The sequence below is a fragment of the Chitinimonas sp. BJB300 genome (assembly GCF_002735695.1).
GTDB lineage: Bacteria > Pseudomonadota > Gammaproteobacteria > Burkholderiales > Chitinimonadaceae > Chitinimonas.
This window is the reverse complement of sequence record NZ_PDZH01000046.1, coordinates 16,890-33,710: the sequence shown is the minus strand read 5'-3', so window position 1 is coordinate 33,710 and position 16,821 is coordinate 16,890. Positions and strand designations below refer to the sequence as shown.

Sequence of the window (16,821 nt, the reverse complement as noted above, 5' to 3'; positions counted from 1 at the left end):
GCCTGAGCATCAAGACGCAGAAGAACCCATTCGCACTTTGCCGCAAGTTACTGATCAACGCCTCCCGCGCGGCTTATGATCAGTTACAGCTGCTTCTCGCAGCTACTGCGTAACATCAGTTATTTAGAGAAGCAAGGGGTAAAGCTGGATCGTGTCGTGACCGATACGCAGAATCTGCCCAAGCTTCTATCTGGTCGTATCGACCTATGGGTGGCAGGCGCGAATAGCGGCCCCTACAAGGCGGCACGCGAAGGCTTGCAGGGCAAGATAAAGTCGGTATTGACTGCCGGTGACCCAAAAGACAGCCAGATGTACGTCGCGTGCAATCCGTCTGTATCGGATGACACAGTGAAGAAACTCAACGATGCTGTCCATGCGATGGAAAAGGACGGGACCTCAGCCAAAATTGGCGCCAAATACAAGTAATACTGATTTGGCAGGGGACGGCTGGGGGGATGTGTGCAGATTATTGTGTTGCACACTATTTACTTGGCCGGTGATTTTATAAGGATGGGGGCTGTGTATAGCCTCGCGGTGCTTAGATTGTTCAAGGATTATTATTAATCCCCAAGCTCTGTAATATAGTCTTTCGAAATTTTTGTAAAGAATCCTTCACTTTTCAACCTATCAATTGTCAGTTGTAATTTTTTTTACCTCTTCCTCGGTTACATCCGGTCGTGCTCGTATTACCCATTCAGCTTGGCCAATGGTTAAGAGTTGTGTAATCAGTTTATGCTCGGGTATTTTCCGTCATGCGGCTTGTAATGAAGGGGCTGATGAAAAAAAGCCATCAATTCGCCCCCACGCTACCATTCTTAATCATTGGCTTGATTTTTTTATGTCAAAGTATAGATGGGGGTATTTTAAAACCTCAATTGCAATCGCTGGCATAGGGTGCAATGGCCACCACTTCCGCTATATTTCCGCCATCTTGGGGCATCGCCCTGCGATTCAATGGTCCTTAGCCGCTACGATAGGCGATGCAATGGCATCGGCGTTAAGATCCGACAAAATTCGTCGGAACCATTATGTTATCCATCCAGCTTCATCCCGCTCGCTTTCGGCAACTTGGCAGCCAGTTTTACAGCGAAGTGGTGGCCGAGCCGCTGCCAGCAACGCAACTCCTTGCATGGAATAGTGAACTTGCTGCCAGCATGGGTTTGCCTCTGGACGTCAACCAGATTCCCAATGCAGCGGATAGCTTTGCAGGTAATCAAGCCATTGCCGCCGAACCGCCAATCGCCACGGTTTATTCTGGACATCAGTTCGGTGTATGGGCCGGGCAGCTTGGCGACGGTCGCGCTATGTTGCTGGGTGAGTTGGCCGGGCAGGAAATTCAGCTTAAAGGGGCAGGGCAGACGCCCTATTCACGGCGGGCAGATGGCCGTGCCGTGCTGCGGTCCAGTATTCGTGAATATCTTTGTTCTGAAGCCATGCATGGCTTGGGTATTCCCACGACCCGGGCCCTGGCCTTGGTTGCCAGCCCAGAGACTGTCTGGCGCGAGACACAGGAAACCGCTGCGGTGGTGACCCGCGTCGCGCCATCGTTTCTACGCTTTGGCCACTTCGAGCATTTTTACTACCTAGGTAACCATACTGCGCTGAAAGCGCTGGCGGATTTCGCCATCGCTCACTATTTCCCTCACCATCGCGATGCCGCTAACCCCTATCAGGCGATGCTGAGCGAAGTCGTGGCGCGCACGGCTGAATTGATTGCCGATTGGCAGGCGGTTGGTTTTTGCCATGGTGTGATGAACACCGACAACATGTCGCTGCTGGGCTTGACCATCGATTACGGGCCATTTGGTTTTCTGGATGGATTCGACGCCGGCCATATCTGCAACCATTCGGACCACAGTGGCCGCTACGCGTATGGGATGCAGCCTGAAGTTGGCCTGTTCAACTTGAACTGTCTGGCCCAGGCGCTGTTGCCTTTGCTTGACCGCGATGAAGCGATTGCGGCTTTGAAGCAATACCAAGGCGAGTTTGAAACCGCGCTGGCCGAGCGCTTTCGCGCCAAGTTGGGTCTGGTTGATGAAGCGCCTGATGATTGGCAGTTGTTCACCCGCCTTTTCGACCTGCTGCAAGCTGGGCATACTGACTGGACGATTTTTTGGCGCGCCCTTTGCCATTTCGATATGACCAGTCTTAACGAACCGGTCCGTAACCTTATGGTTGATCGGGATGCTTTCGATGCCTGGGCGTGGGACTACAAAGTGCGCTTGGCCTTAGAGGGCCGTGATCAGGCCGAGCGGCAAACGGCCATGTTGGCTGTCAACCCCAAGTACATCCTGCGTAATCATTTGGCGGAACAAGCCATACGCCAAGCCAATGCCGGTGACTTCAGGGAGATAACCCGATTACAAACGTTGTTGGCGCGGCCATTTGATGAACAGCCTGATTTTGAGGCTTACGCAGGGTTGCCACCAGACTGGGCAACGGAGCTGTCGGTGAGCTGCTCGTCTTAAAGTCGATGAAACAGTAGGGGCGAGTGATCTGGCCGACCACTCGCCCCAACCCTGCCAATCGCCGATGAAACCATCAACGGTTTGAACAAGGCCGAGGTCATCCACCGGCGATGCCCGTGGTAAACCGGTGAAGCTGTGGAGCTGGCTACGTTGGAATGGGTGGCCTGGTTCAACCACGACCGCCTGCTCGAACCCATTGGCTATATCCCACCAGTGGAAGCTGAGGCAAACTATTACTGGTAACTCGCTAAAACACTTTAACGAAATAGCTTCCTCAAAACCCGGGGTGGTTCAGTATTGGTATTCGTCGGGGAAGCGCGACTTCTACCACTGGGTGGGGGCAATGCCGATATCACAGGCATCGAGCGCCAACAGGTGCAGGGCATTCTTGCTGCGAATACGGGCACGGTCGTCCAGGGTTACTGGAGGCTGGGTCGAAACCGATGTCGGCCCCTTTCTGCGCGGTAGAACAATTCGCAGAAGTGGATTAAGCGGGTGTTGGGAAAGATGTCTTTCACAAACAGCGATTCGCCCCAACCCGGGTGGGCAATCACCACATCAGGGGTAATTAATTAGAATGTGGATTTTGCAAGGAATTTACTTGCAAGTTGTAGCAGAAAAAGCGATAGAAAACCGGCCATTTCCCGCAGGCGAATTGAGTGATGTAATCCTGGCCTGGGGCGGTTTGTACATGTGGCGATGTGTGGATTTAGAGGATGGGTAAATATCGTCAGTGCCCCCCATTTTTGACATTGAATTAAGCATTTATCGAACTCTGCTAGCTGTGGAAATCCCAGGTGCGCAGGGGGCGGCTAGTCGTTAGCATCGCGAACTTTCTGATTACAGGTAAGTTTTGCGTAAGCAAGACAGGATTGCCATCATGAACCAACCGCATTCCCGCCCATTGGCGGTGCTGACTTCGCTGTTCTTTATGTGGGGTTTGATTACCTCGCTGAATGACATTCTGGTGCCGCATTTTAAGGCGATGTTCTCGCTGACGTTTGTGCAGGCCATCTTGGTGCAGTCCTGTTTCTTTAGTGCTTATTTTGTCGTCTCGATGCCGGCCGGCTGGCTGTTGCAGCGCCTGGGGTATCAACGCGGCATTATCATTGGTTTGTGCACTGTGGGTGTGGGTTGCTTGATGTTCTATCCAGCAGCCAGCTTGCGTGCCTATCCTTTTTTCCTGGGCGCGCTATTTGTGCTGGCGTCAGGGATTACTTTGTTGCAGGTAGCGGCGAACCCTTACGTTACCTTCCTGGGTGCGCCTGAAACGGCATCGAGCCGCTTGAATCTGGCCCAGGCGTTCAATTCCCTGGGTGCTACCTTGGGCCCGTTAGTGGGTGCGGTCACGATTCTCGGCGTTGCTGACCACACTGCGGCTGCGGTGAATGACCCGAGCAGTGTGCAAGGTCCTTACTTGGTGTTGGCGGCTTTGCTGTTTGTGTTGGCGGCCGCTGTGGCGCTCTTTCGTTTGCCCGATGTACGCAAGATGGGGTCAGACACAGTCTCGAAGGCATCCAGCCAACAACCTGTTCGTAGTATTTGGTCGCAGCGCCATTTAGTGTTGGGCGCCGTGGGTATCTTTACCTATGTGGGTGCCGAGGTGTCGATTGGCAGCTTTTTCGTCAGCTTGATGAGCGACCCGGCCAATGCTGGCTTCAGCCACGCTACTGCGGGTCGGTATCTGGCTTTCATCGGGGGCGCTGCCATGGTTGGGCGCTTTGTAGGTAGTGCGCTGATGCGTAGTGTGCCGGCCAGCCGTGTGCTGGCTTGCGCAGGGATGATCAACGCCATGTTGATCGGGTTGGCAATCTGTATTGGTGGCCCTGTGGCGATGTGGGCTTTGCTGCTGACTGGTTTGTTCAATTCCATCATGTTCCCGACGATTTTCTCGCTGGCACTGGAAAGCCTGGGCGAGCGTACGAGCCTGGGTTCGGGTGTGCTGTGCATGGCGATTGTGGGCGGCGCGGTTGTGCCCTTGTTGCAGGCTATGCTGGCTGACCATATGACTTTGCTGGTTACATTTGTGGTGCCACTGGTTTGTTACCTCTTCATTGCTTACTACGGCACGCATGGTTATCGCCCTTTGGCTGTGGCGACCAAGCCAGACAATAAAGGCGCGTTGCCACAAAGTGCTTGATTTAAATCCTATGACGACCGCTTTGGGCTGATAAAGCCAACCGCGTGCGTTTTGGTGAGCAAACAACACCGGCCTGGCGCCGGTGTTGTTGTTTCTGCTTACCGCGCTTTGAAGCTGGTGGCGCTCATAAGTTCATAAGTGGGCATGCACTGTGGCCCGTTTTACGAAAATTTTTGGGAGGCAGCAGGGCGTCCGCTCGTGGGTTTGTTGTGAACAGCCATCACCTCATGGCTCTATCTGCAAGCAATACGGCAGTGGACTTGGAACCCATCCACAATCTGGTCTGTGTCCGGAATGAATACCTGCTTCGCCCGTGATTTATACGCCTTATTTTGGTAGGGCGTTTAGTCGTGGCGTACGAAGCCACATTCACGGATGCCGGCATGCATTGATTAAAAGGAAATTGATTTCCAAGCCCAACCCAATTTGGAGGCCCCTATTGTGACCATTCGTACACAACACACACGCATTACCCTGGCGTCCCGCCCACAGGGTTTGCCCACGCTGGAGAATTTCCGTTTCGAGCGCGGCACGGTGCCCCAGCCCGAGGCGGGGCAACTGCTCTTGCACACGGTTTATCTGTCTTTAGACCCGTACATGCGTCTGCGTATGAACGAAGGGACATCGTATGCCCAGCCTGTAGGCATTGGTGAGGTTATGGTGGGTGGGGCTATTTGCCGAGTCGAGGTGTCTTTACACCCTGATTACCACGCGGGCGACTGGGTGCTGGCTTACACCGGTTGGCAGTCGCATGCCATTTCAGACGGGAAGGGATTGCGCAAGCTGAATAATCTGGAGCGCCCCTCCTTGGCATTAGGGGTGCTTGGCATGCCGGGTTTCACGGCATATCTGGGTTTGCTTGAGATTGGCCGGGCGCGCGAAGGAGAAACCGTCGTGGTTGCGGCGGCTACCGGGGCTGTGGGTGCTGCGGTAGGCCAAATCGCCAAGCTTACAGGGTGTCGTGTGGTGGGTATCGCCGGGGGCCCGGACAAATGCCGTTATGCCGTGGAAGAACTGGGTTTTGATGCCTGTCTGGACCATAAGGCCCCACAGCTTGCAGCAGCGCTTGCCGCTGCATGCCCTCAAGGTATTGATGTTTACTTTGAAAATGTGGGCGGCGCTATTTTCGACGCGGTACTGCCATTGCTCAATAAAGATGCGCGCGTGCCGGTTTGTGGGTTGATTGCCCATTACAACGACACCGGATTGCCGGAAGGGCCGAATCAGGTGCCGGCGCTGTTGAGCACCTTGTTGACGAAACGTATCAGCATGCAAGGTTTCATCAACTTCGATTATGAAGACCGCTACCCAGCGTTTTTGCAAACGATGGGTAACTGGGTAAAGCGTGGTGAGGTTGTCTACCGTGAAGACTTGGTGCCAGGTTTGGAGCAAGCACCCCATGCATTCATTGGCATGCTGAACGGGCGGAACTTCGGCAAGCTCATCGTAGCGGTGAGTTAACGCTTGTGATGAGCTGGCGAACTTTGCTGCGGGAAAATCGGAAGCTCATTTAGAACCTGTTCAACGCCAACGGTGTGTAAGGCGATACGGAGTCGAGAAGACCTATGGAATGCTCATTTACAATAACTTAATGCTGCTTCCTCCGTCGTTTTCGTCTTATCTCGCTTTAGCTTATCAAACTTTGAACAGGTTCTATGCCGAGGCTGCTGCGCGCAGCAGCAGTTCGAATTGTGCAGCCATCGCTGCGATTTCGTCCTTGCGGTCTACACCATTGATGATGCGGCGTGCACCTGCATAATCGGGTGCTTCACTGGGCTTGATATAGTCGGATAGCTTCTTGCCGGTAAACCAGCCCTCGCGCATGCCGCGTGCGCCAATCGCGTAAGCAATACTTAATTCCATGGTGAGGTCGGGTTGTTGGACCAAGCTATCGGCGGTGAGCGTCAGTTGGCTACCGCTGTTTAGTTTGAATTGCATGCCCGCCAGTTTTTTGCTGGCCTTACGGTAATTTACTTCCCAGGTGATCTGCACTAGGCCACGTCCGTAAAAACCGGTTTGCCAGTACACATTCTGGCTAGCCCATTCGCGCGGCCGCGTTTGGCTGTTGAAACGTTTTTCCTTGATGGGGGCAAAAGTATGATTGCTCTCCCACCTTACCGTCGCTAGGAAATAGGCTATTTCACGGATCTGAGCAAAGCCTGGGTCAGCTTCGATCAAGTCAAGCAAGGCGGTAACAGCCGCTTGGCGTTCTGGCGTCAAGCTTAGGTTGGTACGGGCACTCCAGTCAGTAAAAAACACCTTGCGATTGAATTGCATATCTCATTTCCTAGCAATTGATAGCGCCAATGTCGGCGGGTTATTTGACCAAACCGGTTTGTCAAAATGCTGTTAAACAGAAAAAGATATTACTTATATATAGTGTGGTGACAGCGCAACCTTTGGTTGCGTTGTAGACCGGATGAGGACTTATTTCTTCTCCGTAGAACCTGTTTAAAGTCTCGCGAGCTAGGCAAGACAAGGCGAAAACAGTCGAGGAAGCGGCGTTTACAAGTGGTAAATGCACATTCCGAGAGTGTTTTCAACGCCGTGTTGCCGGCGCGTAGCAGAATTTAGACAGGTTCTTAGTTCAAGCCGAGTTCGCGTAATACAAACGCATAGTCGAACGCTATTTCCTTCAGCCTGTCGAAACGGCCGCTTGCCCCGCCGTGGCCTGCGCCCATATTGGTCATCAGCAGAAGCGGGTTCTGGTCGGTCTTGAGGGTACGCAGCTTGGCGACATACTTCGCCGGCTCCCAAAACATGACTTGGCTGTCGTTGAGTGAAGTCTTGACCAGCATGGTGGGGTAGGACTGGGCGCTGAGGTTGTCGTAAGGCGAATAGGCGCGCATCCAGTGGTATTCGGTTTTCTTGTTTGGGTTACCCCATTCCTCGTACTCACCTACCGTCAGCGGCAGGCTAGCATCCAGCATGGTGCTGAGTACGTCTACAAAAGGCACCTGTGAAACGACAATCTTGAAAAGGTCGGGACGCATATTGCTCACCGCGCCCATCAGCAGGCCACCTGCGCTCCCGCCTTCAATGACCAACCTGTCACTGCTGGTATAGCCCTTGGTAATCAGGTGTTCCGCGCAGGCGATAAAGTCGGTGAAGCTGTTGATCTTGTGCTGCATTCGGCCCGCATCGTGCCACGTCTTACCCAAATCACCACCGCCACGGATGTGCGCCACGGCAAAAGTGACGCCGCGGTCTAGTAACGATAACCGGCTGGATGAGAAGTACACATCGTTGGGTATGCCATAAGCGCCATAGGCGTCGAGCCACAGCGGCGAGCTGCCATTGCATACCTTACCTTTCCGATAGACCAGTGAAATGGGTACGGGGACGCCATCGCGCGCGGTTGCCCAGATGCGTTCAGTCATGTAATTGACTGGGTCGAAATCGCCCAGCACAGGGCGGCGTTTCAGCAAAGTCTGTGTACGCGTCGCCATGTGGTAGTCATACACGGTGCTCGGTGTCGTCATCGACTCGTAGCTGTAGCGATAAACTTCGGTATCCCACTCTGCATTTGCCTCCACGCCAAGGCTGTAGACCGGTTCGCTGAATGCCATGCCATGGGTCGCCTGGGTGCGAAGGTCGGTGATAACCAGTTGGTTCAAGCCATTGACGCGTTCGTACTGCACCATGAAGTGCTGGAACAGGTCGATGCCTTCGAGCATGACATCTTCGCGTGCCGGCAATACTTCTAGCCAGTTCTCACGGCCGGGGTTCGTAATTGGTGCTGTCACCAAGCGGAAATTACGCCCGGTGTCGTTGATGCGGAGGTAGAACGCATCGGCACGATGGTCGACGTTGTATTCGATCTGTGCCCGGCGGCGCGCCAGCACGCGCCAGCGCCCATTGGGCTCGTCGGCTTTCAGATAGCGGATTTCACTGCTGGTAAGGCTGCCTATCTGTTCGATCAGATAGCCATTGCTCCGGGTGAGGTACACGTCCAGGCCAAAGCGCTCGTCTTTTTCTTCATGGACCAACTTATCGACAGATTCGCCCAGCGTATGTCGCCAAAGTTGGTTGGAGCGTTTGGTCTGTTTGTCTTCGGTGGAATAAAACAGCGTACGGCTATCGAGCGCCCAAGCTGCCGAGGTGACGCGATCGCGCTTGAATGGCAGGAGTTTGCCGCTGCGCAGGTCTTTGATCTGTAGTTTGTATTGGCGAAAGCCGGTGGCATCGGTGGAAAACGCCAACATGTGCCCATCGGGGCTGACTTCGAATTCGCCGACCTCCATGAAGGTTTTACCTTTGGCGAGTACATTGATGTCCAGCAGTACCTGCTCGGGCGAGTCGGCCCACCCGCCGTTGGCGTCAATCGGTTTGCGGCATAGGAGCGGGTACTCCCTGCTGGCTTCAAAGCGCGAGTAATAGTAGTAACCATCCAACTTGTAAGGCACGGAACTATCGTCTTCCTTGATGCGCGCTTTCATTTCCTCGAAGAGTGATGTCTCGAAGGGTTTCAGGTCGGCAGTCATGGCCTCGGCATAGCTGTTCTCGGCCTGCAGATAAGTGATGGTTTCTACGTTGTCTTTGTCGTGCAGCCAACGATAATCGTCATCACGGGCGTCGCCATGAAGAAATCGAAATTGAGGTTGTTTGGTGGCAATAGGGGTCGTGGGTTTTGAAGCAGAGAGGACGGTTTTTTTGTTGGCAGCCATGGCAAGCAGTTTCATTTAGGGCAAAAGGGGGCAGGATAACGAAGCGCGGCATGATGTGCTTGAGGAATGGTGCGCGCGAGATTGGGCAGGATGATTGCAGTATCTCGCGAACTTGTGTGGTGTGTTTGCCGCCAAGTTCACGGCGCGCTCGCTACAGATAGCCAACAGGTTCTAAGATGGATTTTGGTTGGGGCATCCCAGCACGCGACAAGGATAAACAAAATGCACGCAAAACCTTGGCGTGGTATGGAATAGGGATGGTGGCTGGATGGCACAATAGCGTTACCGAAGGGGCCGTCGCCATGTCGCGCCTCGCTCCTATTGGAAAGCGTGAAAAGCGATTTCTGATGTCTTCAAATCTAGCGTAGTCAGGAAAGAGCATGAACAAAATCTACCCCAGCGCCCAGGCGGCGCTTGCCGACCTGGTCAAGGATGGCCAGACCATTGCCGTAGGCGGTTTTGGCTTATGTGGTATTCCCGAGGCGCTGATTGGCGCGCTGCGTGACAGTGGCGTGGGAAATCTCACGGCGATATCCAATAACGCCGGCGTTGATGGTTTTGGCCTGGGCCAACTCCTGGAAACCCGCCAGATCAAAAAGATGGTGTCGTCTTACGTGGGTGAGAACAAAGAGTTCGAACGTCAGTATCTAGCTGGGGAGCTGGCTTTGGAGTTCACACCGCAAGGCACCCTGGCGGAAAAGCTGCGTGCCGGTGGTTGTGGTATCCCTGCTTTCTACACTGCCACGGGCTACGGCACGCTGGTGGCGGAGGGTAAGGAGACACGCGAAATCGATGGCAAGATGTATGTGCTTGAACATGCCCTGACAGCGGATATTTCGTTGGTGAAGGCCTGGAAAGCCGATAAGGCGGGCAATCTGCTGTATCACCGAACTGCGCGCAACTTCAATCCAAACGTCGCCATGGCCGGTAAAGTGACGGTGGTGGAAGTGGAGGAAATCGTCGAGATCGGCAGCTTTGACCCGGATGACATCCATACGCCCGGCATTTACGTACACCGTATCGTGCTGAATGCCAAGCCGGAAAAGCGTATTGAAAAACGGACTACCCGCGAAAATCCGAATGGTTGATAACCGGTCCCTGGCCTTGCTGTGTAGCGTTTGTGCGCTGGCAGGGTAAGTGAACGGGTTTTTAAGGAGAAGAAGAATGGCTTGGAGCAGAGAACAAATGGCCATCCGCGCCGCACAGGAATTGCGCGATGGTTACTACGTCAACCTAGGTATTGGCTTGCCAACGCTGGTGGCGAACCACGTGCCGCAGGGCATGGAAGTCTGGTTACAATCAGAAAACGGCTTGTTGGGCATTGGCCCCTTTCCGGCGGATGCAGAGGTAGACCCCGATGTCATTAACGCCGGTAAGCAAACCATCACCACCTTGCCCGGCTCGGCGATTTTCAGTTCAAGCGACAGCTTTGGCATGATACGGGGTGGCAAGATCAACTTAGCCATCTTGGGCGCGATGCAGGTAAGCGAGAAGGGCGACCTTGCCAATTGGATGATCCCTGGCAAGATGGTCAAGGGCATGGGCGGCGCCATGGACCTGGTGGCGGGGGTTGGCCGGGTGATCGTACTGATGGAGCACGTGGCACGCAAAAAGGATGGTACGGTCGATGCGAAGATCCTGCCAAAATGCACCCTACCGCTGACCGGGCTGGGCGTGGTCAATCTCATCATCACCGACATGGGTGTCATGGAGATCAGTGAGAAAGGGCTGTCGGTGCTGGAACTGGCACCGGGCGTGACCGAAGCGGAGATCGGCGAAGCAACCGCGGTGAAGCTGGACTTTTCGCCGCTGCGGGCCAAACAGTCAGCCTGATACTGTGAACTTGAAGGGTTGGGTGTGTACCTGGCCTTTTTCATTTCATGGCAAATGGAAAGCGGCGGCTACCTCTTTGTCTACCGGCTAACCGCGATTGAAGGCGATGCGAATGGCGGCAGCGGTTTCAGCAATGCAATCAACAAGTTGCTGGTGTAGCGCAATATCGGGGAGGGCTGTGCCGGCTTGCTTCAGCACGCTTTCCCATACCAGGGCGACATCCGCCAGGCGTTCTGCCCCCAAGGTGCTGGCGGTGCCTTTCAGGGTATGCATCTGTCGGTAGGCATCCTGCTGCGCGCCGGTACTCAGCAATTGTCCGAGTTTCTCCACCTCATGGTTCAGGTCATGTAGAAAATCGTCTACCAGCGAGTCGAGCAGCATACGGTCGCCACCCAGGCGTTGCACCGCCGCTTCCAGGTTGAGCAGGGGAGGGGTGATCGCACTGTCCAATGTGGGTTGAGTGAGTGGCTTGGCGTGGTCTGCACCGTGTAGATGATGCAGGATGGTGGTGACGAGATACCCTAACTCAAATGGTTTGCCGATATGGTCATTCATGCCGGCTTCCAGGCAGGCATTGCGGTCGGAGGACATCGCGTTGGCTGTCATGGCAATGATGGGTAGGATATTCGCATTGATGGTCTGCCTTATTTCACGTGTTGCCTGGTAACCATCCATGACGGGCATTTGTAGATCCATCAGGACGATATCAAAAGCTTTCGGCGAATCGGCGATGGCCTTTACCCCCAGCAAGCCATTGTCTTTGACCGTGACTTGCGCCCCTTCGGTTTCAAGTAGGCTTTTGGCAACCTGCTGATTGATGGGGTTGTCCTCTACCAGCAGCACATGGATACCACTAAGCCGTGAAGAAGCAGGCTGCGCCAACACGGGCATTTCATGGTTGGCGTTGTTACGCCGGGCGTTGGCCTCCCTGATGACATCGAGCAGCATGGACGCGGTGATCGGTTTGACAAGAAAGCCGTCCAGCAAAGCTTGATCTGCTGGAGAGCGTTGCGTCAGCATTTCCGAACTGTGTGCGGTTTGCATAATCATCAGCGGAGGGGCATCGCCTACCAACGCATGCAGGGCGCGGCAGGTATCCCAGCCGTCCATATCCGGCATGATCCAGTCAATGAGCATGACATCATAGTGCTCACCCGCCTGTATACACTGTTGCATCAGGTCCAACGCCTGCTTGCCGCTTGCTGCCAAGGTTACTTCCCACCCCAGATGCTTGCCCATGCTGGCAAGGACGGTACGTGCTTTTTCGTTGTCGTCGACGATTAATACATGCAGGTGCGTCGTGGGCAGTGGATCGAAAGCAATGGTGTTTGCGAGCGGAAAGCTGAGCGAGAAATGGAAGTTGCTGCCTTTGCCCACCTCACTTTCCACTTCTATATGCCCGCCCATGAGCTGTACCAGCCGTTGGCTGATGGCCAGTCCAAGCCCTGTGCCACCAAATCGGCGGGTTGTGGATGCTTCGGCCTGTTGGAAGCCATGGAATAGCTTGCGCTGCTGATCGGGGCTGATACCGATACCCGTGTCCTTGACGGCGAAACACAAAGTGATCTGGGCGTCGTCCTGTTTCTGTATCGATACCTGAATCAATACCTCGCCTTGTTCTGTGAACTTGACGGCGTTGCCTGCAAGGTTGATGAGTACCTGATTAAGCCGGACTTCATCGCCGACGAGTTGATACGGTAGGCGTTGGGGAAGGTCGAACAAGAGTTCGACTGGCTTGGCCGCCTTGGAGCCTGTCAGGATCACTGACAGATGCCGGAACAGGCTGTCGAGCCAAAATGGTTGCGGATCAAGCTCCAGCTTGCCGGCTTCCACCTTTGAAAAATCGAGGATGTCATTCAGGATGTCGAGCAATGAATGCGCCGCCATTTGCGCTTTACTGGTGTAGTCGCGTTGCGTATTGCTGAGCGCAGTGTGTTGTAGCAACTGCAACATCCCCAGAATGGCATTCATGGGGGTGCGGATTTCGTGGCTCATATTGGCCAGGAACTGGCTTTTGGCTTGGTTGGCTTGTTCGGCCATGTCTTTGGCGGCAACTAGATTCGCTTCAAACTCCTTACGCAGGCGGATGTCTTGGGCGACCCCCAAAAAGCCGACCAATTCCCCCCCATCGGTACGCATGGCGGTGATCGCGAGGGAAACCGGGATATGGGCGCCATCCTTGCGCACATAGGTCCATTCCCGCTCCTCGGGTACACCGATGAGTGGATTGGTAATGAATACGTCAAATCCTTCAATCGGACGCCCGATTGCTTGGGTAAGCTCAACACCGCGCGCCGCCATTTCTTCGGCGAGGTGGAAGATAGCCGGTGTCTGCCGGCCGACCACCTCCTCGGCTTCGTAGCCCAGAAGGCGTTCAGCCCCATCGTTGAACAAGGTGATTTGGCCGGCTTTATCGGTCGCGATGATGGACAGCACATTCGCGGCATTCACCACTGAACTCAGCAGATAGCGCGATTCCTCGATGGCTTCGGCATTCTTGCGTCGCTCGGTGATGTCCTGGAAAGCGCCCACCAGGCGAACCGCTTTGCCGTCTTCAAATTCCGCTTCGCCCACCGTCCGCACCCAGATGGCTCGACCGGTGGCGGTAATGAATGGCAGTTCCAGGTCCCATGGCTCGCCGTTTTCGATGCTGCGGTGAATGGCGGCTGCGATGATGGGGCGTGCATCAGGCGCATAAAACTGGATAATGGTTTCCAGCGTGGGGGTATAGCCCGGCGGTACTTCGTGGATCTTGCAGGTCTGGTCGGACAGGGTGGGTTTGTCGGTCAACAGATCGATTACCCATGAGCCCAGCCCGGCGATCTGCACGGTGCGCTCCATCCAGGTCCGGGCATCTTTGACGGCTTGTTCCGCCAGTTTGCGTTCAGTGATATCCATTTGGATGCCATACACCCACTTGGGTTCGCCGCTGTCGGTCCGGCTGTTCAGCTTGCCCCGATCAAGCACCCAAACCCAATGGCCATTCTTATGCCGCATCCGCGTTTCACATTCGTAATATGGTAACTCCCCCGAAAAGTGGCGTCGCCACAGTTCGCTGATGCGGGACAGGTCAGTCGGGTGCACCAGTCTGCACCAGGTATTGATATCCACCGGCATGAGTTCTTCAAGCGAGTAGCCGATGATTTCTGCCCACCGCTCATTGAAACGCGTCTCACCGGTTTGCACCTGCCATTCCCACGTGCCTATATTGGTGCCTTCCAGAATACGGGCCAGCCGCTGTTTTTCTTCGATGAGCGAGATTTCGGCGCGTTTGCGCGCATCAATATTGAGGTGTATCCCCGCTATCCACTCCGGCTTACCCTCCGCCGTACGCGAAATCACTTGCCCGCGGGATTGCACCCACTGCCAATTGCCGGCGCGGTTGCGCATGCGAAATTCAGCTTCGTAGTCGGGTGCTTGGCCGGCAAGGTGCGCTCCTAGCCGCGATTGTGCTTCGGGCAGGTCATCGGGGTGGGTGAGGCTGATCCAGGTGTGATGTGAAAGGTCTTCGAGGTCGATCGCGGTATAACCGAGCATTTTGAGCCAGCGCAGGTTGAAATGGGACTCGCCGGTTTCAACATGCCACTCCCAGGTGCCGGCATCCGTACCCTTGAGTACGTTCTCCAGTGATCGCCTTTCTTGCGCCAATTGCTGCATAGCCTGTTTGCCAAACGTGATGTCCACGCGGATCGACAGGTAACGATTGATTTGGCCGTCCTCGCCACGCATTGGTGTAATGATCGAGTCAACCCAGTACAGGTCGCCCAGCTTGTTGCGATTGCATACCTCGCTGCGCCAAGCATTACCTTGGGTGACGGTAGTCCACATCGCTTGCCAGAACGCCTTGTCATGATGGCCGGAATTGATAATGCGATGGTTTTGTCCCAGCAGTTCATCCTGCATATAGCCGCTGATACGGCAAAACGCATCGTTGGCTTCGATGATGCGGCCACCTCTGTCGGTCACCGAAACAATGGCGTGGTCCCGAATAACCTGATTGAGCGCATTGCTCTCGCGCAATGCCAATTGCAGCTGCATTGAGGCCGATCGTGCCGTGGTGATGTCTGTTTCGATGGCCATGTACCCAGTGAATTGGCCGAGTCGATCCTGTAGCGGCTGCAATTCGACATGCGCCCAGTATTCACGGCCTTCCTTGGTCTGGTGCAATACTTCGCTGCTGACGCTTTGATGCGCGTCGAGTTGGGCCCGCATCAAGGCAAGGGTATGCACATCAATGTTGGGTGACAGCAGAAAATTAGCGGGTGTTTTACCCATTACCTCATGAGGCTGGTAACCGGTAATGCGGGAAAAACCTTCATTTACCCAGACGATCTGCCGTTGGGCATCGGTAATGAACACGGCGTTGGTGGTGAATCGGGCCACCATGGCCAAGCGTTCCACATCCGCGGTCATCTTCTCGGCGAGCCGTTCTGCGCGTAATCGGCTATGCATCAGCAGCCAAAATATCAAGGTGAAGAACAGACTCAACATCACCCCACAAACGGCAACGATTTGAGATGTCGGCGAGCGGACTGCAGTATCGAATAGTGGCGTGGTCTGTATACGCAAGCTGAGTTGGCGGCCCCCAATTTCGATTTGATGTACCTGCTTGAAACGAGGCTCATACTGTTGTTCTGGTGCAACGCTTTTAGCGTTAGGCTTAGTTGAGAGGCTGCCTGCAGGGCGTGCACTATCGAAGACCTGATTCGTATTTGTTGGTAGCGCACCGTCGAAAAGCTCGACAGTCAGCTCCTTTGCAGCCGTCTCATCGACGTTATTGAGAATTTCAGCCACCACGATTGGTGTATATACAAGGCCTTTGAGCTTGGCTTTACGTTCATCCTCGGTTTTCGGCGTGATATCAGACTGATACAAGGGAAGGATATAGAGATAGCCTAGCCGGGCGAAGGTGTCTTGAATCAAGGGGATGCTGTGGGTAATCGATGGTTTGCCTGTACGTATGGCGCGCTCTATTGCTTGGCGTCGATATGACTCCGAGCCCAGGTCGAAGCCCAATGCAGGGCGATTGGACTCGATGGGCTCAATGTAGCGAATGACATACAGATCATTGGCATCGCCAGGGGTGGTGAGCGTAAACCCAGGTTGTTCATGCCGCTCGGCGGCTTGAAAATCAGAGATTTGGTCACGCGTAAGCCGTTGAATAAAGCCAAACCCGCGGATACCCGGAAACTCCTGTGGCAGATTACGCGCGGCGACATAGGCTTTGAATGCGCTGTAGCTTGGCTTGCCTGTGGCTGCCATCATGCCCTTCGCACCCATCAAGCCGTAGTGGGGAGTACGAAAACGGCGATCTATCTCGGTGACCAGACGCTCGGACAGGAATTGGTACCGATTCGCTGCGTTTTCGGCATCGAAAGTGTAGGTTTGTTGCACACTCAGATAGGTGAGTACCCCTCCCAGCAGCAAGATGGCAGCCGACCATAGCCGTGACCAAAGCATGGCTTGCCTGGGAGGGAGTCGAAAAATGTGCCGCATTGATCACCTGACTGCTGGAATGGCATCACATGAAAGCAATGTAGCAGCTTGATCTACCAATGCAGGGACGGTAGTAGGGCGTGCTGGTAGAGACGAGACTGCAGCGGGGGATTCAGCGCTTGGTCGTAGTTCGTTGCGAGGAGAAATTCGGCACTGAAGGGGAATAGGACGTAGGATGAGCAGGAAGCTCGGTTCAAAGCGCTTTGGCTGTTAGGCG

General features: G+C 54.5%; 9 protein-coding genes and 2 pseudogenes. 7 read left to right on the top strand and 4 right to left on the bottom strand.

All coding sequences use genetic code 11. The features are described 5' to 3' along the window. Positions 1-156 precede the first annotated feature (156 nt). The 3 genes and pseudogenes from CSQ89_RS09820 to CSQ89_RS09810 all read left to right on the top strand — a co-directional run. On the top strand, positions 157-426 hold the full coding sequence (locus tag CSQ89_RS09820; RefSeq protein WP_186293396.1) for a transporter substrate-binding domain-containing protein: 270 nt from the start codon (positions 157-159) through the stop codon (positions 424-426). A 602-nt stretch (positions 427-1,028) separates the two neighbouring features. Next, positions 1,029-2,468, top strand: coding sequence for a protein adenylyltransferase SelO (locus CSQ89_RS09815; RefSeq protein ID WP_099405978.1), 1,440 nt, complete (start codon positions 1,029-1,031; stop codon positions 2,466-2,468). A gap of 66 nt (positions 2,469-2,534) precedes the next feature. Then, positions 2,535-2,711: pseudogene (locus CSQ89_RS09810) on the top strand (IS3 family transposase); the annotation flags it as partial. A gap of 81 nt (positions 2,712-2,792) precedes the next feature. Here the strand turns inward: CSQ89_RS09810 and CSQ89_RS23810 are convergent. Next, positions 2,793-3,022, bottom strand: a pseudogene (locus CSQ89_RS23810) (hypothetical protein). 326 nt (positions 3,023-3,348) lie between these two features. Here CSQ89_RS23810 and CSQ89_RS09800 point away from each other — a divergent pair. After that, on the top strand, positions 3,349-4,608 hold the full coding sequence (locus CSQ89_RS09800) for a sugar MFS transporter (RefSeq protein WP_099405977.1): 1,260 nt from the start codon (positions 3,349-3,351) through the stop codon (positions 4,606-4,608). Positions 4,609-5,049: 441 nt separating this feature from the next. Beyond that, the gene (locus tag CSQ89_RS09795) at positions 5,050-6,069 is read left to right on the top strand and encodes an NADP-dependent oxidoreductase (RefSeq protein ID WP_099405983.1); all 1,020 of its coding nucleotides are present in this window, start codon (positions 5,050-5,052) and stop codon (positions 6,067-6,069) included. Between the two features lie 192 nt (positions 6,070-6,261). Here CSQ89_RS09795 and CSQ89_RS09790 read toward each other — a convergent pair whose 3' ends face one another. Together CSQ89_RS09790 and CSQ89_RS09785 are read right to left on the bottom strand one after the other, a co-directional pair. Continuing rightward, positions 6,262-6,885 carry a hypothetical protein gene (locus CSQ89_RS09790; RefSeq protein WP_099405976.1) on the bottom strand — a complete coding sequence of 208 codons (624 nt, stop codon included), beginning with the start codon at positions 6,883-6,885 and terminating at the stop codon, positions 6,262-6,264. A gap of 305 nt (positions 6,886-7,190) precedes the next feature. Then, entirely contained in the window at positions 7,191-9,275 is a 2,085-nt protein-coding gene (locus CSQ89_RS09785; protein WP_099405982.1) for a S9 family peptidase, read from the bottom strand. Positions 9,276-9,655: 380 nt separating this feature from the next. Between CSQ89_RS09785 and CSQ89_RS09775 the strand changes: the two genes are divergently transcribed. Further along, a complete protein-coding gene (locus tag CSQ89_RS09775; RefSeq protein WP_099405974.1) occupies positions 9,656-10,363 on the top strand; it encodes a CoA transferase subunit A in 708 nt (235 codons plus the stop codon). Between the two features lie 76 nt (positions 10,364-10,439). Then, positions 10,440-11,108, top strand: coding sequence for a 3-oxoacid CoA-transferase subunit B (locus tag CSQ89_RS09770; RefSeq protein ID WP_099405973.1), 669 nt, complete (start codon positions 10,440-10,442; stop codon positions 11,106-11,108). A gap of 87 nt (positions 11,109-11,195) precedes the next feature. Here CSQ89_RS09770 and CSQ89_RS09765 read toward each other — a convergent pair whose 3' ends face one another. Further along, positions 11,196-16,568: a PAS domain S-box protein gene (locus CSQ89_RS09765; RefSeq protein ID WP_158228956.1), complete on the bottom strand. Its 5,373-nt coding sequence runs from the start codon at positions 16,566-16,568 to the stop codon at positions 11,196-11,198. Positions 16,569-16,821 lie beyond the last annotated feature (253 nt).